Here is a 23,684-nt window from a genome sequence, read left to right on the forward strand (position 1 = left end):
CTAGAGGAGTCCGAGCAGTTGTAGGTCGGTGGCGTACTTGGTGATGATCGGCGCCGTCACGTGCGGAATATCATGGTCGGGGCCGATTTTCGCTTCCCGGACCGCGGCGCGGAACACCTCGGTCGGCGCGTAGGACCCGCGGCTCGGCTCGGGGGGCTGCAACTGCTCGGCCGCCTGTAACACGAACTGCAACACGTCCTGGACCGAGTGCCGGCGCTGTCGGTCCGGCAGGGCGCGCAGGGCGGCCTCGAACCGCTGCAGCCACTCCCCGAAGTCGTCGACGCGCTGGATGGGATGGCCTGCCTCGATCAGCCAGTCGACGTACTCATCGAGCCCGATGCCGTCGTCGTGCGGGTTCATCACGTGGTAGGTCTGAAATCCTTCGACCGCCCGGGCGCCCAGCGTGGCGATCGCCTCGGCGACGAAACCGACGGGCAGCCCGTCGAAGTGTGCGCGTTGCCGATTGCCGTCGGCGTCGAGCTGGAAGAACGAGGCGGGCGCGACGCCGGTGGCCAGGATGCTCAACGCCGTGCGGGTGAAGACGTCCGGCAGATTGAGCTGGCCCGCATACGCGGTGTCGGCCAGGATGACGTCGCAACGAAACACCGCGACCGGCAGGCCGCACAGGTCGTGGGCCTCGCGCAGCAGCACCTCGCCGGCCCACTTGCTGTTGGGGTATCCGTTGCCGTAGCTGCGGTCGATTCCGCGGGTGCGGCTGATGACCCGGATGTCGGCGTCCTCGGTGAACAGCGACCGCTCGATCTGGTAGCCCACGGCGCTCGTGGACACGTAGGCGTAGGGCTTGATCTTGGTGGTGAGTGCGATCCGGATCAGCTCGGCGGTGCCCATGACGTTCGGCCCGAAGAATTCGCGGTAGGGCAACACGGTGTTGACCAGCGCGGCGGGATCGACGATCAGGTCGACGGTGTCGGCCAGCCGCTGCCAGGTCTGCCGGTCCAGGCCGAGGTTGGCTTCGCCCTTGTCGCCGGCGATGACCTCGAGATGATCGGCGGCCAATTTCTCGTAATGGCGCAACAGCTTTGGGTCGCCGCTGTCGAAGGTCTTGTCCAGCCGGCGTCGCGCATCGTCGGCGGATTTCGCGCGCACCAGGCAGATCAGGGTGCCGTCGACGAGTTGCATTCGCTCGAGCCATTGCAGAGCCAGGTAGCGGCCGAGGAAACCGGTGGCCCCGGTGAGCAGGACGGTCCGCGGCTCGGTCGTGGCCCGGGGCAGGCTCGGGGCCGCCGACAGCGTCGGGGCGTCGATGAACTTGTCCAGCCTCAGATCGCCGGCGCGCACCTCGGTGCTGTCACTTCCGTGCACGGCTGCAAAGAGCAGATCGCCGGCCGGACTGTCGTGTCGATCCAACCGCTCGCTCAGGCTTCTGACGGACGGGGCGTCGAAAACCGTGCGCACCGCCAGGTCGGTATCCAGGGCCTTGTTGATCGAGTCGATCAGGCGCATCGCCGACAGCGAATCGCCGCCCAGGTCGAAGAACGACTCATCGACCCCGACCCGATCGAGCCCCAGCACCTGGGCGTAGACGCTGGCCACGATCTTCTCCGTCGGGGTGTGCGGTGCCTGGAAGGGTGTGGCGGCAAACACCGGCGCGGGCAGCGCCTTTCGGTCGATCTTGCCCGAGGAGGTCAACGGGAATCGCTCGAGCACGACGATCTGGGACGGCACCATGTAGTCGGGCAACCGTGCACTCAGGCGCTGACGCACCGCGCTGACGTTGGTGTTGGTGCGGGGTTCGTTGGAGTGGGGGGTGTTCAGGCGGGCCCGGGTGTCCGGCAGATAGAGGTCGGTCACCGGTGGGGCGTGCCGGCGGTGCGGCTCGCGGCCGATGAAGACGGCATCGAGGGTGCCGGGTTGGGCGCCCCAGGTCACCGCGACGTGATATCCGGCGGCTTCACCGGCGCGGTGCAATTGCTCGGGAGTGGCGGTATCGGGGGGCGAGATGGCTTGGGCGAGCGCGTCGGCCAGCGGTAGCCCGGCCGCGAGGGCCTGTTCGACGTGGACGTCGGCGATCACTCCGGTATGGGGGATTTCGGCGACGCGGATCGTGGCGGGACGTTGCGTCGTCAATTGGGCGCGCAATCCGTCCAGCCCCGCGCATTGGGCCCACGTCCAGGTGGGCACCGTCGCCAGCGAGCGCGCCTGCGTCGGGGTCTTATGGATGACAACGTCGTAGCGGTACCGGTTCACTTCGTTGTCGGCGAGCCCGCGTTTGACTTCGATGTCGAGCCCGGCCACCGATGGGCGGTCGGCGGCCCAGGTAAGGAAAAACTCTGGGGCTAAGAGCAATTCGGATTCGCTGAGCATGGCGCGCTGAACCCACTGGCGGATCTCGGCGGTGTCCGTGCTGTCGGTGCGGGTCAGCGCGACCGCGGTTTGGAAGGCGGCTTGCAGGGTGTGGTTGCGGACGTCGCCGAGGAAGAGGGCCCCGCCGGGAGCCAGCAGGTCCATGGCGTTGTCGATGACCTCGGCCAGGTATTGCCGATTGGGGAAGTACTGGATGACCGAGTTGAGAACGACGGTGTCGAAGTAGCCGGGCGGCAGGCCCTCGACCACATGGGCGGGTTGGGTCAGCAGCTGGACCCGGTCGCGCCAAGGGATCTGCAACCTCTCCAGCGAGCGGGCCAGGTATTCGATGGCCGTCGGCGAGGTGTCGGTGGCAACGTAGTGCTCACAGTGCGGGGCGATCTGCGAAAGCACCAACCCTGAGCCCGCGCCGATCTCCAGCACTCTTCGCGGCCGCAGGGCGCCGATCCGATCCACCGTTGCCGAGCGCCACTCCACCATCTCCTCGAGCGGAATCGGATCCCCGGTGTAGCTGCTGTTCCAACTCCGAAAATCCATGCCGAACACGGACTCGCCGCCCTCGGCGCCGTACAGCTCGTCCCAGACGTGCTGCCACTCTTCGACGGTTTCGGCGTCATGGTCGGCTCCGGCGCTGCGCTCGAGGGTGAGGTAGGCGACGAGGTGCGCTCCGGTCTTGGTGTGGTGCACGGTTGCGGCCGCCTGGGTGACCTGCGGGCATGACAGCAGGGTGTTTTCGATCTCGCCCAGTTCGATGCGCTGTCCGCGCAATTTGACCTGGGAATCGGCGCGGCCCACGTAGTCCAGGGCTCCGTCCGGCGTCCAGCGCACCAGATCACCGGTGCGGTACATCCGCGCGCCGGCAGCGCCATAGGGGTTCGCGACGAACCGTTCCGCGGTCAGGTCGACCCGGCCCAGATAGCCGTGCGCGAGCACCGGCCCGCTCACGTACAACTCGCCGACCACTCCCCTGGGCACCGGGTTCAGCCGGGCATCGAGAACCGCCGCGCACGCTCCAGGCAGCGGGGCGCCGATGCCCACCGGCTGGCCCGCCGACAGCGGCGCGGTGCAGGTGACCCAGATCGTGGTCTCGGTGGGGCCGTAGGTGTTGAACATCCGCCGGCCCGGCGCCCAGGTGGCCGCCAACTCGGCCGGCAGGGCCTCCCCGATGGTGATCAGCGTGTCCACGCCCGTCAGCCGGTTCGGATCCAGCGACGACAGCACCGTCGGGGTGAATACCGCCGCATTGACCTGCTGGCGTTGCAGCAACGTGGTCAACGCCTCCCCCGCGTAGGCGTCCCTGCCCGCCACCACCAGCGCCGCCTGCGACCTCACCGCCGCCAACAACTCGCCGACCGAAACATCGAATGTCGGCGAGGCCACCATCAGCAGCCGCGAATCCGTTCCTAAGCCGACGCCCTCGCCGAGCGCCGCCGCCAGCAGACCGGCGTGGCTGACGGCGACCCCTTTGGGTGCACCGGTGGACCCCGACGTGAACATCACGTACGCGGTGTTGCCCACCCCCAACGGCGCCAGCCGCTCGGCGTCGGTGATCGCGTCCGCGCAGCGCCCGCTCAGGTCCAGCCCGTCGACGCGCAGCACCGGGCGCGCCCCGGCCCCGGCAACGGTGTCGGCGCCACACGTCAACACCCACTCCGCGTCGACCGTGTCCAGCATCGTGGCGACCCGTTCGACTGGATAGGCCCGATCCACCGGCACATACGCCCCGCCGGCCTTGACCACCGCCCACCAGGCCACCACCAGCTCCAGACACCGATCCATCGCCACGCCGACGGCATGCTCGGGACCCACCCCGGCCTCGATCAGCATCCGCGCCAACCGCGTCGACCACTCATCCAGTTCTCGATACGACACCTCACGGGCGCCGTCCACCACCGCCACCGCGTCGGGGCGGGCCGCCACCGCCGCGGCCAACAAGTGCGGCGCCACCTCCACGGGCGTTCCCACGCCGGCGCCAGACCACTGCGACAGCACCAGGTCCCGCTCGCGGCGATCGAGCAGCGGGACGTCCCCCACCACCACCGACGCGTCCGCCACCACCGCCTCGATCAGGCGCCCAAGCCAGGCGACCAACCGCTCGACGGTGGCCCGGTCGAACAGATCGGTCGCATACGTCACCACACCGGTGGCCATCGGCGCCGCCGGGTCGTCGGTCGGCACTTCGCTGAACTCGAATTCCAGGTCGAATTTGGCGGTGCCTGTCGCCGCCGTCAGCGGCTCGACACTGAGCTCGTCGAACGACAACGCCTCGGGGCGCACATTGTTCTGAAAGGCCATGAACACCTGAAACAGTGGATGGTGTGCCGTGGATCGCGCGGGATTCAGTTGCTCGACCAGCCGCTCGAACGGGACATCCTGATTGCCGTAGGCATCCAGGGCCTTATGGCGCACCTGTTGGAGCACATCGCTGAACCGGTGCGCAGAAGTGACCCCCACCCGCAACACCCAGGTGTTGACGAAGAACCCGACCAGGTCGTCGAGCGCCTGATCCAACCGTCCGGCGATCGGCGTGCCCATCACCACGTCCTCACCGACGCCGACTCGGTGCAACAGCACCGCCACCACCGCTTGGAGCACCATCGATGCCGTCGTATTATGCTCTGCTGCAACGCCTTTGACGCCCGCCCAGGTTCGCGGGTCGATGGCCACGTCGATCGCATCACCGCGGAAACTGGGCTCCGGCGAGCGGGCCCGATCCGTCGGCAGCGACGCCACTACCGGCAGATCGGCCAGTTCTTGCCGCCAGTACCGCAACTGGCCCGCGATGACGCTGTCCGGATCGGACTCAGCGCCCAACAAGTCCGATTGCCAGAGCGTGTAATCCGCGTACTGCACCGGCAACGGTGTCCACCGCGGGGCCTCCCCCCGCGCCCGCGCCCGGTACGCCTCGGCGATGTCCCTGACCATCGGCGCGAACGACCATCCGTCAAAAGCGATGTGGTGCAACACGATTGTCACCACATGACGCTCGGGCCCGACGGAGTAGATCTGCGCACGGATCGGGATCTCCGCCGACAAATCGAACCGGTGACCCGCCAGCGTGATCACGTGGGCGGCGACATCCTGCTCCGGCAAAGGCGTGACCGCCGGGCCCCCGCCTCGCCACATGCCCGCCTTGGGCGGCATCACCTGCTGAAACGGCACACCGTCGATGTCGGGAAATATAGTGCGCAGCGATTCGTGGCGGGCGACGACATCGTCGAGGGCCGATTCCAGGGCCGCGACGTTCAGGGGCCCGTTCATCCGAAAAGCGATCGGCATGTTGTAGGTCGCAACCCCGCCCTCGAAGCGGTTGAGGAACCACAGCCGGCTTTGGGCGAACGACAGCGGGACCACTGCGGGCCGCGGACCGGCCACCAACGGCTTACGCCGACCCGCATCTCGGCGCGAGTCGTCGGCTCCGACCCGGTCCGCACCCAGCAGTCCGAGCAGTTGCAGGTCGGTGGCGTACTTGATGATGATCGGCGCCGTCACGTGCGGAATGTCCGCGATGTCCTGGTCGGTGCCGATCTTCGCTTCCCGGACCGCGGCGCGGAACACCTCGGTCGGGGCGTAGGACCCGCGGCTCGGCTCGGGGGGCTGCAGTTGAGTAGCGTTGCGCAACAGCAACATCTGCAGCACCGAGTACCGGCGCTGTCGATCCGGCAGGGCACGCAGGGCGGCCTCGAACCGCTGCAACCACTCCCCGAAGTCGTCGATGCGCCGGATGGGATGGCCCGCCTCGATCAGCCAGTCGACGTACTCGTCGGGCCCGATGCCGTCGTCGTGCGGGTTCATCACGTGGTAGGTCTGGAAGCCACTCGAAGAATCCCGGCCGGCCTGGGCGCCCAGCGTGGCGATCGCCTCGGCGATAAAGCCGACGGGCAGCCCGTCGAAGTGTGCGCGTTGCCGATTGCCGTCGGGGTCGAGCTGGAAGAACGAGGCGGGCGCGACGCCGGTGGCCAGGATGCTCAGCATCATGCGGGTGACGGTGTCCGGCAGGTTGAGCTGCCCCGCGTAGGTGGTGTCGGCCAGGATCATGCCGGAGCGGAAGACCGAGACCGGCAGCCGGCACAGGTCGTGCGCTTCGCGCAGCAGCACCTCGCCGGCCCACTTGCTGTTGCCGTAGCCGTTGGCCAGGCTTCCGTCCACGGTGCGGATCGGGCTGATGACCCGGATGTCGGCGTCCTCGGTGAACAGCGACCGCTCGATCTGGCGGCCGACGTCCGACGTCGACACGTAGGCGTAGGGCTTGATCTTGGTGGTGAGTGCGATCCGGATCAGCTCGGCGGTGCCCATGACGTTCGGCCCGAACAGCTCTCGGTACGACAGGACCGCATTGACCAGCGCGGCGGCATCGACGATCAGATCGACGGTGTCGGCCAGCCGCTGCCAGGTCTGCCGGTTTAGGCCGAGGTTGGCTTCGCCCTTGTCGCCGGCGACCACCTCGAGATGATCGGCGGCCATTTCCTGGTAGTGCCGCAACAGCTTTGGGTCGCCGCTGTCGAAGGTCTTGTCCAGCCGGCGTCGCGCATCGTCGGCGGACGTTCCGCGCACCAGGCAGATCAGGGTGCCATCGACGAGTTGCATTCGCTCGAGCCATTGCAGGACCAGGTAGCGGCCGAGGAAACCGGTGGCCCCGGTGAGCAGGACGGTCCGCGGCTCGGTCGTGGCCCGGGGCAGGCCGGGTGCGTCCGACAGTGTGGGGGCGTCGATGAACTTGTCCAGCGTGAGATCGACGGCGCGCAGCTCGGCGGTGTCGCCACCGTGCACGGACGCGAAGCACCGATCGCTGGCCGGGCTCACGGCCGGGGCTGCTTCCAGCAGCCTGCCGTCCCTACCCAACAGCTGGCTCAGGCTTCTCACCGACGGCGCGTCGAAGATCGTGCGTACCGCCAGGTTGGTATCCAGGGTTTTGTTGATCGCGGTGACCAGGCGCATCGCCGACAGCGAATCGCCGCCCAGGTCGAAGAACGACTCGTCGACCCCGACCCGCTCCAGGCCCAGGATCTGGGCGTACACGCCGGCCAGCACCTCTTCGACCACGTCGGCGGGGGCCCGGTAAGGACCGGCCCGGTATTCGGGTGCCGGCAGGGCGCGCCTGTCGAGCTTGCCGTTGACCGTGCGGGGCAGTGCCGGAACCACCATCACCGCGGCGGGGACCATGTACGCCGGTAGCCGTTCGGCGAGCCGGGCACGGATCGCGGCCGGGTCCACCGCCCCGGGGACGGACTCGGTGAGGTAACCCACCAATCGTTTGTCGCCCGGGCGGTCCTCGCGGGCGATCACCGCCGCCTGCTCCACCCCGTCCAGCGCGGCCAGCGCCGCCTGAATCTCACCGAGTTCGATGCGATATCCGCGGATCTTGACCTGTTCATCGGCGCGCCCGAGATACTGCAGCTGCCCGTCGGCGCCCCACCGCACCAGATCCCCGGTGCGGTACATGCGTGCTCCGGGCTCCCCGAACGGACAGGCCACAAACCGCGACGCGGTCAGCCCGGTCCGGCGCAGATAGCCACACCCGACGCCGCGGCCGGCCACGTACAACTCCCCGACCATGCCGAACGGCACCGCCCGCAGCCAGCCGTCCAGCACGAACAGGGCCGCCCCTGGCACCGGTGTACCGATCGGCACCACCGCCGACCCCGCCGTCAGCGGGGCGCTGATCGCGGCGTAGACCGTGGTCTCGGTCGGGCCGTAGCCGTTGATCATCACCCGTCCGGGCGCCCACCGGTCCACCACGTCGCCCGGGCAGGCCTCGGCTGCGACCATCAACGCCGCCGGTCCCAGACCCTCGGGTGAGAGCGTCGCCACGGCCGACGGGGTCTGGCTCAAGACGCTGACCCTTTCAGCCACGAGCAAGGCGTGGAAGTCGTCCGGTGCGGCCGCCACCGCCTCGGGCACCACGACCAGGCGGCCGCCGTGCAGCAAGGCGCCCCAGATCTCCCACACCGAGTAGTCGAAGGCGTAGGAGTGGCACTGCGTCCACACCTGTTCCGGCCCCGGCTCCACGCCGACGGCGAGTGAGTCGAAGAGCCGGGTGACGTTGTGGTGGGTGACGGCGACGCCCTTGGGGACACCCGTGGTGCCGGAGGTGTAGATGATGTGGGCGACGTCGTCGGGGCGGGGTGGCGGGAGGCCCGTGTCCGGGTAGGCGTCAACGGCGGGGTCGTCGGTGGCGATGGCCGGGATGTCGTACCCGCGCAGCCGGTCGGCCAGCCCGGTGGTGGTTACCGCGGCGATCGGCGCGGCGTCGGCCATCATGAACTGGATACGGGTCGGCCGGTGCGCCGGGTCGATCGGCAAATAGGCCCCGCCCGCCTTCAGCGTTGCCAGGATGGCGATGATCGCGTCGGCGCACCGGTTGAACAGCAGCGCCACGCACTGGCCGGGTCCTACGCCGTGTTCGATCAGCAAGTGCGCCAGGCGGTTTGACGCCTGATCAAGATCGCGGTATGTCTTCGAGTGGCCGTCGAAGGTGACCGCCACCGCCTCGGGTGTGCGCGCCGCCTGCGCGGCGAACAGTCCCGGAATCGACACCGGCGTCGCGGGCTGGGTCAATACCGCGCGGTTGCCGATCTCGTCGAGGAGCGCGTGCTCGTCGGCATCGAGCAACTCCGTCGACGACAACCGAGCCGCCGGATCGGTGGTCATGGCCACCAGCACCCGCTGCAACCGCGCGCTCAGCGCTTCGATGCCGGCGGCGTCGAAGACGTCGGTGTCGAATTCGATGCGCAGGCCCAATTCGTCGCCCGGCATGGCCTGCAGTGTCAGCGGGTAGTGGGTGGATTCGCGGGTGGCGACGTCGGTGATGGCCAGTTCGCGGACATCCAACGACGCGGCGGTGTCGATCGGGTAGTTCTCGTAGACGAACAGGGTGTCGAAGAGCTGGTCGTGGCCCGTGACGCGGTGCATCTCGGTAAGCGCCAGGTGTTGGTGTTCCAGCGTGTGGTTGTGGTCGTTCCGCAGTTGGTCGAGCAGGTCGACGGTGCTGGTGGCCGGGGTGATGGTCGCGCGCACCGGGACCGTGTTGATCAACAGGCCGACCATCGTTTCCGCGCCGGGCACGTCGGTCGGCCGGCCGGACACCGCGGTGCCGAAGGTGACGTCATGGTGGCCGGTCAGCCCCATCAGCAGCTGCGCCCACGCCGCCTGCAGCACGGTATTGACGGTGGTGTGACATGAGCGCGCCAGGTCGGTCAGCGCCCGGGTGGTCTCCTCGGGCAACCGCGAAGCGGCCACGCCGCGCCGCCCGAGCCCCGATCGGCGGGGTGGGGCCACCAGGGTGGGGGTATCGAAGCCGGCCAGCACATCGCGCCAGGCCGCGCGGGCGGCCTCCTGGTCCCGATCGGCCAGCCAGTCGACGAACCGGCGATACGGCGTGGCCGCGGGGAGTCGCTGTCCGTAGTAGCCGGCGAAGATCTCACCCAACAGGATCGGCAGGGACCAACCGTCGAGCACGATGTGGTGATTGGTCAGGACGACCCGGTGCCGCCCTTCGGCGGTGCGGATCAAAGCCACCCGAAAAGCCGGCGGCTGGGCGAGGTCGCAGACCGCGGCGCGTTCGGCGGCACACACCTGCTGGACCTGTTCCTCGGAGTCCAGTTCGAAGAACTGAAACGCCGGCGTGGGGTCGGCCGGAATGATTTGGACCGGCGCGTCGAATTCGTCGCAGAACCGGGCGGCCAGGTTGGGATGGCGGTTGATGACCCCGTGTACGGCATCGTGCAGGCGATGCGGGTCCAGGGGGCCGGTGACGGTGATGTCCAGCTGCATCGCGTACAGGTCGCCGGTGCCGCCGGTGGCGCCGGCGTGAAAGTGCAGTCCGTGCTGCAGGGGAGTCAACGGCAAGATGTCGGCGATCCGGTACCGCTGCTGCAGCTCGTCGATCTGGGGTTGGCTGAGCCGGGCGGGGACGATATCGGAGGGTGTGAGCCCGCCGCCGCCGCGCTGGACATGCGCGCAGATGCCGGCCAGGGCGTCGAACCACAGCCGGCTGAGCCGGCTGACCTGGCCGTGGTCGAGTGCGGAACGGGCCCACGTCCAGGTCGCGTGCAGGCGTGGGCCGGTGCCGGTGTCATCGTTTTCCAACGCGACGGCGTTGACTTCCACGGTGTGTCCCAAGGGCATCGGCACGGTGGTCGCGGCGGCGACCGACAGCCCGTCCTGGCTGACGCGCCACAGCTCGTCGGGGAGGTCGGCGGCGCCCGCGCCCATCCGGCCCAAATAGTTGAACCCGATCGCCGGATCCGAACCGGGCATGTCGATGTCGGTGTTGAGGTGACGCAGCAGCCCGAAGGTCAGGCCGTCGGGCAGCGCGCGGAGCTGTTCTTTGGCGGCTTTGATCACCGCACCCAGGGCCGCGTCACCGCCCACGACCTGAGCCCAGCGCAGCCCCCCGGCCGCCAGGGAGACCGGGTATTTGGTGGTGAACCAGCCCACCGTGCGCGACAGGTCGACGTCGGGGAACAGGTCGTCGTGGCGACCGTGGCCTTCAACGTCGATGCCGATGGGTGCGCCACCGTCGGCGCCGACGTATTCGGCCCAGGCCATGCCGAAGGCGATCAGCAGGATGTCGGTGATGCCGGTGTGAAACGCCGCGGGCACCTCGCCCAGCAGCAGGCGGGTCGTCTCGGTATCCAGTGTTGCCGTCAGGTGCCCGGCGCCCGCATAGGTATCCACCTCGGGTTGTACCGGCGGCAGCACGGCCGGGAGCGCCAACACCTTTCGCCAGCGGTCGGCCTGGTTGACGACTGCGGGGGCGTGGGCGTGCTCATCGAGCAATGCGGCCCAGCGGGCAAACGAGGTCCCGGCCGCCGGCAACGCGATCGGTTGTCCGCCGCGATGCTGACCCCACGCGATGTTCAAGTCCTCCAACAGGATTCGCCAGGACACCGCGTCGATGGCAAGGTGGTGAATGACCAGCGCCAACTGGCCGGTGGCGGTCGCCCATAGTGCGCGAACCATTGCCCCGTCAGCCGGGTTCAACCGTGACCGGGTGTCTGCCAGCACCTCGTCGGAGAGCGCGTCGACGACCTGCAGGCAAGCGCGGGAGTCGACCGAACCCGGCTCGGGCACGTGAAGCGACAGGTGGCCGGCATCGTCGGTGCCGGCGCGAAGCCGCAGCATGGCGTGCCGGTCCAGCAGCGCCTGAATAACGATCACCACGTCGGCCTCGGTGACCCCGGCGGGTGCCTGGACCACCATCGCCTGGTTGAACTGGTCGATCGGCCCGGCCACGGTGTAAAGCCAGCGCATGATCGGGATGGCCGGCACCGGCCCCACACCCGCATCGACGGGAACGGCTTCGACGCCGGCCACCGCGGCCACGCGCGCCAGCCGGGCCACGGTCTGTTCGACGAAGATGTCGCGCGGCCGACACGTCAGCCCGGCCGCCCGCGCCTGGGCCACCACCTGCATCGACAAGATGCTGTCCCCGCCCAGGTCGAAGAACGACTCGTCAACCCCCACCCGCTTCAGCCCGAGCACCTGGGCGTAGATGCCGGCCAGGACCTCCTCGACCGCGTTGGTCGGCGCGCGGTAATGATCGACGTTCCCGTACTCCGGTGCCGGCAGGGCGCGAGTGTCGAGTTTGTTGTTGACCGTCAACGGCAGTGCGTCGACGCGAACCACCGCGGCGGGAACCATATAGGCCGGGAGCCGCTGAGCCAGCTGGGCACGCGCCTCGGCGGGGCCCGCCGTCCCGGTGATGTAGCCGACCAGGCGTTTGTCTCCGGGACGGTCCTCGCGGGCGATCACCACCGCCTGCTCCACACCGGCCAGCCCCGCCAGGGCGGTTTGGATCTCGCCGAGTTCGACGCGATACCCGCGGATCTTCACCTGATCGTCGGCGCGTCCGAGGTAGCGCAGCTCCCCGTCGGGACCCCACCGCACGAGGTCGCCGGTGCGATACATGCGCGTCCCGGGTTCGCCGAAGGGGCAGGGGACGAATCGTGACGCGGTCAACCCGGCCCGGCGCGCATACCCGACTCCCACGCCGCGGCCGGCCACATACAACTCGCCGACCACCCCGGGCGGCGCGAGGCGCAGCCATTCGTCGAGGACGAACAACGCCGCGGTGGCCACCGGGCCGCCGATCGGCGCCGCCCCGGACCCCGCTGCCAGCGGCCGGCTCATCGACGCGTACACCGTCGCCTCGGTCGGGCCGTAGGCGTTGATCACCACCCGTCCGGGTGCCCAGCGATCCACCACCTCGGCGGGGACGGCCTCACCGCCCAGCAGCAGCGCCACCGAATCCAGCCCCTGCGGTGCGAGCGCGGCCGCCGCGGACGGGGTCTGGGTGAGCACGTTCACCTCTTCGTCGACCAGTAAGGCGTGAAAGTCCTCCGGCGAGGCGGCTACCTCGTCGGGTACGACGACCAGCCGCCCGCCGCCGAGCAGCGCGGCCCAGATTTCCCACACGGAGAAGTCGAAGGCATAGGAGTGGCATTGGGTCCAGACCTGGGCGCCGGGCAGGCCCGGGGGTCCTGACTGTGCCAAGTGGGTCAGGTTGCGATGGCTGATGGCAACACCTTTGGGGACGCCGGTGGTGCCCGAGGTGTAGATGAGGTAGGCGATGTCGTCCGGATCGGGTGCCGGCGGCGCGGAGCGGGGTTGGCCGTCCACAGCGGGGTCGTCCGCGTCGATGACCGACATGCTGTACCCGTCCAGTCGCGACCGCAGGCCCGCGGTGGTGATAGCGGCGACCGGCGCGGCATCGGCGATCATGAACTCGATCCGGGTGTCGGGCAGCGCAGGGTCGATCGCCAAATACGTTGCCCCGGACTTGAGTACGGCCAGCATCGTCGCCACCGCCTGCGCGGATCGCTCCAACAACAGCGCCACACACGAGCCCGGCCCCACCCCGTCGGCCGTCAACCGGTGCGCCAACCGGTTGGCGGCCTCGTCGAGTTCCCGATAGGTCAGTGAGCGGCCGCCGCAGCGGATCGCGACCGCCTGCGGCGAGCCGGCCACGTGGCCGGCGAACAGTTCCGGAACGGACACGGGCGCGGGCGTCGGCTCGATCAAGACCGCCCGGTTGCCGAGCTCATCCAACCGGGCATGCTCGGCGGCATCCAGCACGTCCACCGACGACAACCGCTGGTCCGGGTCGGCGGTCATCGCGTCCAACACGCGTTCGAACCGCTCGATGAGTGCGGCGACGGTTGCCGTGTCGAACAAATCGCTGCGGAACTCGACCGCGCCGCCGATGCCGGCGGGCTCGCCCGCCTCGGTGAAGCGTTCGGCAAGGGAGAACGACAGGTCCATGCGGGCGGTGTGGGTGTTCACCGGCATCTGGGTGGCTTGCACATCGCCTAACGCCAATCCGGCGGCGGGGTCGTGGTTTTCGTGCCCGGAAAGGTTCTGCCAGGACAGCATCACCTGGACCAGGGGGTGATGGGCCAAGGACCGGGTTGGGTTGAGCCGCTCGACCAGCACCTCGAAGGGCACGTCCTGGTGATCGTAGGCGGCGAGGCTGCGCCGGCGCACTTGGGCCAGGAGTTCGCCGAAGCTGGGATCTCCAGCCAGATCGACCCGCAACACCAGGGTGTTGACGAAGAACCCGACCAACTCGTCGAGCGCGGGATCGCTACGCCCGGCGATCGGGAAACCCACCGCCACATCGGAACTCGCGCTGAGCGCGGACAGCAGCACTGCCAAGGCGGTCTGAACCACCATGAAGCTGGTCGCGTTGTGCTCACCGGCGAGTCGACGCACTCGTTGCTGGAGCTCCGCCGGCCAGTCCACGTCGGCCTTGGAGCCGCGCAGATCGGCCACCAGCGGATAGGGCCGATCGGTTGGCAGCTGCAGGAACTCGGGCATCCCGGCCAGGGCATCCTGCCAGTAGGCCAGCTGCCCGGCGATGGGGCTGTCGCCGTCGTCGAGATCGCCGAACCGTTCGCGTTGCCACAACGTGTAATCCACGTACTGCACCGGCAATTCGGCCCAGCCCGGGGCGCGCCCTGCGCTCCGGCTGGCATACGCCATGCCCAGATCACGCAACAGCGGGGTGATCGACCAGCCGTCGGCGGCGATATGGTGCACCACGCCGACCAACACGTGATCATCGTCGGCGACCCGGAAAAGCCTTGCCCGCAGCGGTATCTCGGCTGCCAGGTCAAACGTGTGTCGCGCCGCCTGCTCGACGGCCTCAATCAGCCTGCCCGGCGACCATCCGGCGGCCTCGACGATCTCCCAGCCCACGTCGGCCCGCTCGACGGACACGACCCGCTGCTGGGGTATGCCGTCCGGTGCGGCGATCAGCGTGCGCAGGCTCTCATGGCGTGCGATCACGTCGGCCAGCGCCGCACCCAGCGCGTGGACATCGAGGTGCCCGCACAACCGCAATGCCACCGCCATGTTGTAAACCGCTGAGGGGCCGAGTAATTGGTCGAGGAACCACAACCGGTTCTGGGCGAAAGACAACGGCACCACCGCCGGGCGCTCGACGGCCACCAACGGCTTCCGCCGCCCTGCCTCATCGCCGATACGGGGTGCCAGCTCGGCGATGGTGGGAAAGTCGAACAACGTATGCACGTCGAGGTCGGCGTCCAGCGCGGTGCTGATCGCGGAGACCAGTCGCATCGCGGACACCGAATTCCCGCCCAGGTCGAAAAACGAGTCGTCGATGCCGACCCGGTCGAGCCCGAGGACTTGTGCGTAGATGCCGGCCAGGATCTCTTCGACGGCGTTGGTCGGGGCGCGATAGTGTTCGGCGTCTTGGTATTCCGGCACCGGCAGGGCGCGGGTATCGAGTTTCCCGTTGACCGTCAAGGGGAGTGCCGGCAACATCACGATCGCCGCGGGCACCATGTAACTCGGCAACCGCTCGGCCAGCGCGGCACGCACGGTGGCCGGGTCGGCGGTCCCGGTGATGTAGCCGACCAGCCGTTTGTCGCCGGGGCGGTCTTCGCGCGCGATGACCGCGGCCCGGTCGACGCCGTCCAGTGCGGTCAGGGCGGCCTGGATCTCGCCGAGTTCGATGCGGTAACCACGGATCTTGACCTGTTGGTCGGCGCGACCCAGATAGTGCAGTTGCCCATCGGGGCCCCACCGCACCAGATCCCCGGTGCGATACATCCGCGTCCCCGCTCCGCCGAAGGGACAGGGAACGAACCGTGACGCGGTCAGCCCGGCCCGGCGCACATACCCAACCCCGACGCCCTGGCCGGCCACGTAGAGTTCGCCGACCGCTCCGGGCGGTACCGGGTGCAGCAACTCGTCGAGGACGAACAGCGCCGCCCCCGGCACGGGTGTACCGATGGGCACCACCGCCGAATCGGTGCTGAGCGGGGCGCTGATCGTGGCGTAGACGGTGGTTTCGGTTGGCCCGTAGCCGTTGATCATCACGCGCCCGGGTGCCCAGCGGTCGACCAGGTCGGCTGGGCAGGCCTCACCCGCGGCCATCAGCGCCACCGATTCCAATCCCTTGGGGGAGAGGGCGGCTGCCGCTGTGGGGGTCTGGCTCAAGACGGTGACGTGTTCGGTGACGAGCAGGGCGTGGAAGTCCGACGGTGCACCGGTCACCGCCTCGGGCACCACGACCAGCCGCCCGCCGAACAACAGCGCGCCCCAGATTTCCCACACCGAGAAGTCGAACGCGTAAGAGTGGCACTGGCTCCACACTTGTGCCGGAGTCAGTTCCAGCCCGACGTCGAGTGACTCGAACAGTCGGGTGACGTTGTGGTGGGTAACGGCAACGCCTTTCGGGACACCGGTGGTGCCCGATGTGTAGATGATGTGGGCGAGGTCGTCCGGGGCCGGGGCCGGCAGCGGGGTGCCAGGTTGGGTGTCGATGCCTGGGTCGTCGATCTCGACGACGGCCAGCTCGCATCCGCGCAGCCGCCCGGACTGCGCGGCGGTGGTGACCGCGGCCATGGGCGCGGCGTCGGCGACCATGAATTCGATGCGGGAGGCGGGCACCGCCGGATCGATCGGCAGATACGCCGCCCCGGTTTTGAGCACCGCCAGGATCGCCAGAATCGCCTCGGCGGACCGGGAGAACAGCACTGCCACGCACGCGCCGGGGCCGGCGCCATATCCGACCAGCAAGTGCGCCAGCCGGTTCGACGCCTGGTCGAGTTCGCCGTACGTCATCGAGCGGCCCTCGAAGGTGACCGCCACCGCCTCGGGCGCGCGCTCCACCTGGGCGGCGAACAGCGCCGGAATCGACACGGGCGCCGAAGGCTTGGCCAATACCGCGCGGTTGCTCCACTCATCCAGGTGTGCGTGCTCAGACTCGTTGAGGAGATCGATGGACAACAGCCGCCGTGTTGGATTGGTGGTCACGATTGGCCGCCCAGATCGGTGGTCATCGCGACCAACGCCCGCTGGAAGCGCTCGATCAATGATTCGACGGCGGCCGCATCGAACACGTCGCTGTCGTATTCGACGCGAAGGATCAATTCGCGGTCGGGCCGGGCCTGCATTGTCAGCGGGTAATGGGTGGATTCGGTGCCGGTGAAATCGGTGATGGCCAATCCGTTGTTGTTCAACAGCGCGGTGGTGTCGATGGGGTAGTTCTCAAACACGAAAAGCGTGTCGAACAGCTGGTCGTGCCCGGTAATTCGGTGAATTTCGTTGAGCGCCAGATGTTGATGGTCGAGGGTGTGGTTGTGGGCACTCTGGAGCTGGTCGAGCAGATCGGCGATAGTGGTCTCCGGTCCGATCGTGGCCCGCACCGGGACCGTGTTGATCATCAGTCCCACAATGGATTCCGCGTCGGCCACCTCGGTGGGCCGTCCCGAGACCGCGGCGCCGAAGACGACGTCACGCCGGCCGGTCATCGACATCAGCACCTGCGCCCAGGCGCCCTGAAGCACCGTGTTCACGGTGGTGCGACAGGACCGGGCCAGCTCGCTCACGGCCTGGGTGGTGGCCTCCGGAACCCGGGCCGAGGCAACGCCTCGCGGTCCCAGCTTTGACCGGCCCGGCGGTCCGACAAGTGTGGGAATGTCGAAACCGGCCAGCACGTCACGCCAGGCCGCCTGGGCGGCGGCCAGGTCTCGCTCGGCGAGCCACGTGACGAACCGGCGATACGACCCGGCGGCCGGAAGTCGCTGGCCGTAATAACTGGCGAAGATCTCCTGCAGCAGGATCGGCAAGGACCAGCCGTCGAGCACAATGTGGTGATTGGTCAGGATGACCCGATGCCGTTCCGGGCCGGTACGGAGCAGAGCAACGCGAAAAGCCGGCGAGCCCCTGAGGTCGCAGACCGCGGCGCGCTCCGCGGCGCATATCCGCCGGACCTGCTCGTCGACATCGGTCTCGAATTCGAGGAATTGCCAGATAGATTGCGGATCGGCGGGGATGATCTGCACCGGCTGGTCGAATTGACTGCAGAATCGGGCGGCCAGGTGGGGGTGACGGGCGATGACGGCATCCACGGCGTCGTGCAGGCGATCGGGGTGGAGTGGGCCGGCGACGGTGATGTCGAGTTGCATTGCGTACAGGTCGTTGTCGCTGTTCTGTCGGGCGGAGTGGAACAGCAACCCCTGCTGGAGAGGGGTGAGCGGCAGGATGTCGGCGATTCGGTGATGCTGCTGCAGCTCGTCGATCTGCTTTTGGGTGAGGTGGGCGGGGAAGACGTCGGAGGGGGTCATGCCGCCGCCACCGCGTTGGACGTGGGCACAGATGCCGGTCAGCGCGTCGAACCACAGCCGGCTGAGCCGGGCGACCTGGGTGTGATCGAGCGCCGAAGGGGCCCAGGTCCAGTCGGCATGCAGGTGAGGTCCGGTGGCCGTGTCGACTGCGCTGGCGTTGAGTTCCAGTGTGTGAGCCAGCGGCATGGGCACCGCCGCGGCGGAGGTGGAGACCTCGAGACCGTCTCGGCTGACCCGCCACAGTGCGGCGGAGTCCTCGGCCGCGCCGAGCCGCCCGAAGTAGTTGAACCCGATCGTCGGGTCGTATTCGGGGAGTGCGACATCTGGGTTGAGGTAGCGCAGCAGGCCGTACGTTATGGCGTCGGGCAGGGCGCGAAGCTGTTCCTTGGCCCGCTTGACGATTGGGCCGACCGCAGCGTCGCCGGCCATCAGCTGGGCCCAGTGCAGCCCGTCGACCGCCAGCGACACCGGGGACTTGGTGGTGAACCAGCCCACGGTGCGGGACAGGTCGACATCAGGGGCGAGGTCATCGTAACGGCCATGGCCCTCGACATCGATGCCGATAGGCCCGCCACCCTCCGAGCCCGAAAACTCGGTCCACGCCAAGCCGAAGGCGATCAACAGGATGTCCTGGATGCCGGCGTGAAAGGCCGCGGGGACCTCACCGAGCAGTACGCGGGTGGTCTCGGTGTCCAGCGAAACCGTCAGATGCCCCGCGCTCGCGTAGGTATCAGTCTCGGGTTTGGGTGGTGTCAGCGCGGCCTGCGTCGTCGCCACCCGTTGCCAGGTCTCGGCCTGGTCCAAAACCGCGGGCTGGTCGGCGTGCTCGGCGAGCAGAGATGCCCACCGCTGGAAGGACGTTCCGCCCGAGGGCAGTGCGACCGGCTGGCCACCGGCGTGTTGAGCCCAGGCGATGTTGATGTCCTCCAAGAGGATTCGCCAGGACACCGCATCGACGGCAAGATGGTGGATGATCAGCGCCAGCTGGCCGGTGCCGGCCACCCACAGCGCGCTGAGCATTCTCCCGCCGGCGGGGCTCAGCTGCGCCCGGGCGTCCGACACCGCACCGTCGGTCAGCACATCGACGGCGTGCAGGCAGCCGCCGGCATCCACCGCACCAGCCTCGCGCGCGGTCAGTGTCCACTCGCCGGCATCGCCCTCGGTGACGCGCAGCCGCAGCATGGCGTGCTGGTCCAGGAGGGCTTGCAGGACCACCACCACGTCCGCGTGGGTGACCCCGGGCGGCGCCTGCAGCACCATCGTTTGGTTGAACTGATCCACGGGTCCGTCGATGTCGTGTAGCCAATGCATGATCGGGGTGGCCGGTACGGGGCCGATGCCCTCATCCGCGGCGGCTTCCAGACCCTCGGTGACGTGGGCGACGCGGGCCAGTCGGGCAACGGTCTGTTCGACGAAGATGTCGCGCGGGCGGCACCCGAGTCCGGCTGCGCGGGCGCGGGCGACCACTTGCATCGACGAAATGCTGTCGCCGCCAAGGTCGAAGAAGGAGTCGTCGACTCCTACCCGCTCGAGTCCGAGGACCTGCGCGTAGATGCCCGCAAGTATTTCCTCGACGGCGTCTGTCGGGGGACGGTAGTTGTCGACATTGGAATAGTCGGGTGCCGGAAGGGCGCGGGTGTCGAGCTTCTTGTTGGCCGTCAAGGGCAGCGCGTCCAATGCGACAACGGCGGCTGGCACCATGTAGCCCGGCAGCCGCTCAGCCAGGGCGGTACGGACGGCGACCGGCTCGGCGGTGCCGGTGATATAGCCGACCAGTCGTTTGTCGCCGGGATGATCTTCGCGGGCGACGACGGCCGCATGGTTGACGCCGTCGAGGGCGGCCAGCGCCATCTGGATTTCGCCGAGTTCGACGCGATAACCGCGGATCTTGACCTGTTGGTCGGCGCGTCCCAGGTAGTGCAATTGCCCGTCGCGGCCCCACCGCACCAGATCCCCGGTGCGATACATGCGCGCCCCGGGGCCTCCGAAGGGGCAGGCCACAAATCGGGCGGCGGTCAGCCCCGCCCGGCGCAGATAGCCGACGCCGACGCCGCGCCCGGCGATGTACAGCTCTCCGACCACCCCCGGCGGTACCTGAAGCAACGACTCGTCGAGGACGAACAACGCCGCCCCGGGTACCGGGGCGCCGATGGGCACCGTCGGTGATCCGGCGGTCAATGGCGCACTGATCGCGACACACATCGTCGTCTCGGTCGGGCCGTAGGCATTGATCATCACTCGCCCGGGCGCCCACTGATCGACCACTTCGGGGGCGCAAGCCTCACCGACCACCACCAGGGCCGCCGACTCCAGGCCTTCGGGTGACAACACACCCACCGCGGAAGGGGTTTGGGTGAGCACATCGACTTCCCCGGTCACCAGCGCATCGTGGAAGTCGGCCGGTGACGTGGTCACGTCCTCGTTCACCACCACCACTTGCCCGCCACGCAAAAGGGCGCCGAAAATCTCCCACACCGAGACGTCGAAGGCCAGGGAATGACACTGCGGCCAAACGCCTCTCGGCGGCAGGCCGGCATCCAACGAGGCCAGCAACTGTGTGACGTTGTGGTGAGTGATGGCAACACCTTTCGGCACACCGGTGGTCCCTGAGGTGTAGATGAGATACGCGATGTCGTCGGGGGTGGGCGCAGGCAGCGGTGTGTCTGGTTGCGTGCCCACGGCGGCGTCTTCCACGTCGAGGACGGTCAACTGGTGCCCATCCAGCCGCGAGCGCAGGGCCGCGGTGGTGATCGCGGCCACCGGCGCGGCATCGGCGAGCATGAAATCGATCCGGCCCGCCGGTAGCGCGGGGTCGAGGGGCAGATAGGTTGCCCCGGTCTTGAGCACCGCCAAGATCGCGATGACGGCCTCGGCCGAGCGGGAGAACAGCAGCGCCACGTTCTCGCCGGCGCCTGCGCCAGTCCTGGTCAGGAAGTGCGCCAACCGGTTTGATGCCGCATCCAATTCGCGGTAAGTGCAGCGGCGCTGCCCGTCGCTGATCGCGACCGCATCGGGGGTGCGCGTCACGTGGGCGGCAAACAGGGCCGGTATGGAGACCGGCTCGGGCGCCGGCCGGGTCAGGATTGCCCGGTTGCCCGTCTTGTCCAGACGGGCGTGCTCGTCAGCGCCCAACACATCGATCGTCGACAACCGGGCCTGGGGATCGGCGGTCATCGCCACCAGGATGCGCTGGAATCGCTCGACAAGAGTGGTGATGCTGTCGGGGTCGAACACGTCTGTGCGGAATTCAACCGCGCCTCGGATGCCGTCGGGCGCGTTGTCGTCGGTCCAGTGTTCGGACAGCGAGAAGGTCAGGTCCATGCGGGCACCGTGCGCGTCCAGGGGCAACTCGGTGACCCGCACATCGCCCAACACAGGCACGGCGGCCGGGTCGCTGGGGTGTCCGGGCAGGTTCTGCCACGCCAACGCCACCTGAACCAGCGGATGATGGCTCAGCGACCGGGTGGGGTTGAGCCGCTCGACGAGCACCTCGAACGGCACGTCTTGATGCTCGAAGGCCAGCAGGCTGCGCCGGCGAACTTGGGCCAGCAACTCGGCGGCGGTCGGGTCACCGGCCACGTCGACCCGCAACACCAACGTGTTGACGAAGAATCCCACCAGGTCGTCGAGGCCGGGGTCACCCCGCCCGGCGATCGGAAATCCCACGGCCACATCGGAACTCGCACTGAGCCGTGACAGCAGTACCGCCAGGGCGGACTGCACCACCATGAAACCGGTCGCGTTGAAGTCGCGGGCCACTTCGCGTATGCGTCGCTGCAGCTCGGCCGGCCAGTCCACGGCGACTTTGGCGCCACGCTGATCTGCGACCGAGGGGTAGGGCCGATCCGTCGGTAATTCCAGGCGCTCGGGTAGGTCGGCCAAAGCGTCTTCCCAATACTTCAGCTGGCCGGCGATCCGGCTGCGGCCGTCCTCGAGCGCGCCGAACTGCGCCCGCTGCCACAGCGTGTAATCCACGTATTGCAGTGGCAATTCAGGCCAGCCGGGGGCTCGCCCGTCGCATCGGCTGGCATAGGCCTCGCCGATGTCGCGGATCATCGGCACCACCGACCACCCGTCGAAGGCGATGTGGTGCACCGCGCACACCAGCACGTGCACCTCGTCGGCGACACGGAAAAGCTTCGCCCGCAGGGGGATGTCGGTCTCCAAGGCAAAGGGATGACGCGCCGCTTCGTCGAGTGCCTCGTCGAGTCGGGCCGACGGCCATCCGGTGGCATCGATGATTTCCCAACCGAAGTCCGCCCGCTCAGCGGAGATAACGAGTTGCTGCGGTATCCCATCCAGTGCGGGAAATATCGTGCGCAAGGTTTCGTGCCGGGCGACCACGTCGGCCAGCGCCGCGCCGAGCGCTTCGGCGTCGAGCGGGCCGCGCAGCTCGAGGGCCACCGGAATGTTGTAAACCGCGGAGGACCCCTGTAGCTGGTCGAGAACCCACAGCCGGTTCTGGGTGAACGAGAGCGGGATAATGGCCGGGCGCCGGCATGCCCGCAACGGCTCACGGCGACGGGCCTCGCCATCGAGGCGCGACGCCAGCTGCGCGACCGTTGGCGCGTCGAACAATTCGTGCACTGCGAGGTCGGCGTCCAGCCCGGTGTTGACGGCGGCGATCAAACGCATCGCCGACAGCGAGTCCCCGCCCAGGTCGAAGAACGAGTCGTCGGCACCGACGCGTTCGACGCCCAGCACCTGGACGTAGATGCCGGCCAGGATCTCCTCAGCGGCGGTGGCGGGGGCCCGGTAGCGCTCGGGGGCGTAGTCGGGCGGGGGCAGGGCCCGGGTGTCGAGCTTGCCGTTGACCGTCAGCGGCAGCGCGTTGAGCGTCACGATCGCCTGGGGAACCATGTGACCGGGCAGCCGCTCCGCCAGCGCGGCCCGCGCCGCGACGGGATCGACGGTGAGGGAAGCGGTTTCGACTACGTATCCGACCAGTCGTTTGTCGCCGGGGCGGTCCTCGCGGGTGATGACCGCGGCCTGTTCGACGCCGTCGAGTTCGGCCAGCGCGGCCTGGATTTCGCCCAGTTCGATTCGGTAGCCGCGGATTTTGACCTGTTCGTCGGCGCGGCCGAGGTAACACAGTTGCCCGTCGGGTCCCCAGCGCACCAGGTCACCGCTGCGGTACATCCGCGCGCCGGGCCCGCCGTAGGGGCATGGCACGAACCGCGCCGCGGTCAGGCCGGGCCGGCCGATATAACCGACGCCGACGCCGCGTCCGGCCACATAGAGTTCGCCGACCACTCCGGGCGGCACCGGGTGCAGCCATTCGTCGAGGACGAACAATGCCGCTGTGGATACCGGCGCCCCGATGGGGACGGTCCCCGATCCGGCCGTCAGCGGGGCGGTGAGCGTTGCGTAGACGGTGGTTTCGGTGGGGCCGTAGGCGTTGATCACCACCCGCCCCGGGGCCCACCTGTCCACCAGCTCGGGCGGGCAGGCCTCGCCGCCGAGCAGCAGCGCCACCGACTCCAGCCCCTGCGGGGGGAGCGCCGCGGCCGCCGACGGCGTTTGGGTGAGCACGGTGACGCGCTCGGCGATGAGCAGGGCGCGCAAGTCGTCCGGTGATCTCGTCACCTGGTCGGGCACCACTACCAGGCGCCCGCCCCCGAGCAGGGCGGCCCAGATCTCCCATACGGAGAAGTCGAACGCATAGGAGTGACACTGCGTCCACACCTGCTCCGCGGGCAGGTGGGCCGACGCTGACTCCACCAGGTGCGCCAGGTTGCGATGGCTGATCGCAACCCCTTT

2 protein-coding genes (1 of these 2 cut by a window edge) are annotated in these 23,684 nt (G+C 68.6%); both read right to left on the reverse strand.

What is annotated here, in order from left to right; all coding sequences use genetic code 11:
- Positions 1-16,611 carry a non-ribosomal peptide synthetase gene (locus H7J89_RS10775; protein WP_372513759.1) on the reverse strand — a complete coding sequence of 5,537 codons (16,611 nt, stop codon included), beginning with the start codon at positions 16,609-16,611 and terminating at the stop codon, positions 1-3.
- Positions 16,608-23,684 carry the 3' portion of a non-ribosomal peptide synthetase gene (locus H7J89_RS10780; RefSeq protein WP_264043268.1) on the reverse strand. 9,480 nt of this gene lie beyond the right edge of the window, so 7,077 of the gene's 16,557 nt are visible here — the last part of the coding sequence; the start codon falls outside the window, past its right edge; its stop codon occupies positions 16,608-16,610. Before H7J89_RS10780 ends, H7J89_RS10775 begins: the two co-directional genes overlap by 4 nt.

The organism is Mycobacterium paraffinicum (assembly GCF_025822865.1).
GTDB lineage: Bacteria > Actinomycetota > Actinomycetes > Mycobacteriales > Mycobacteriaceae > Mycobacterium > Mycobacterium paraffinicum.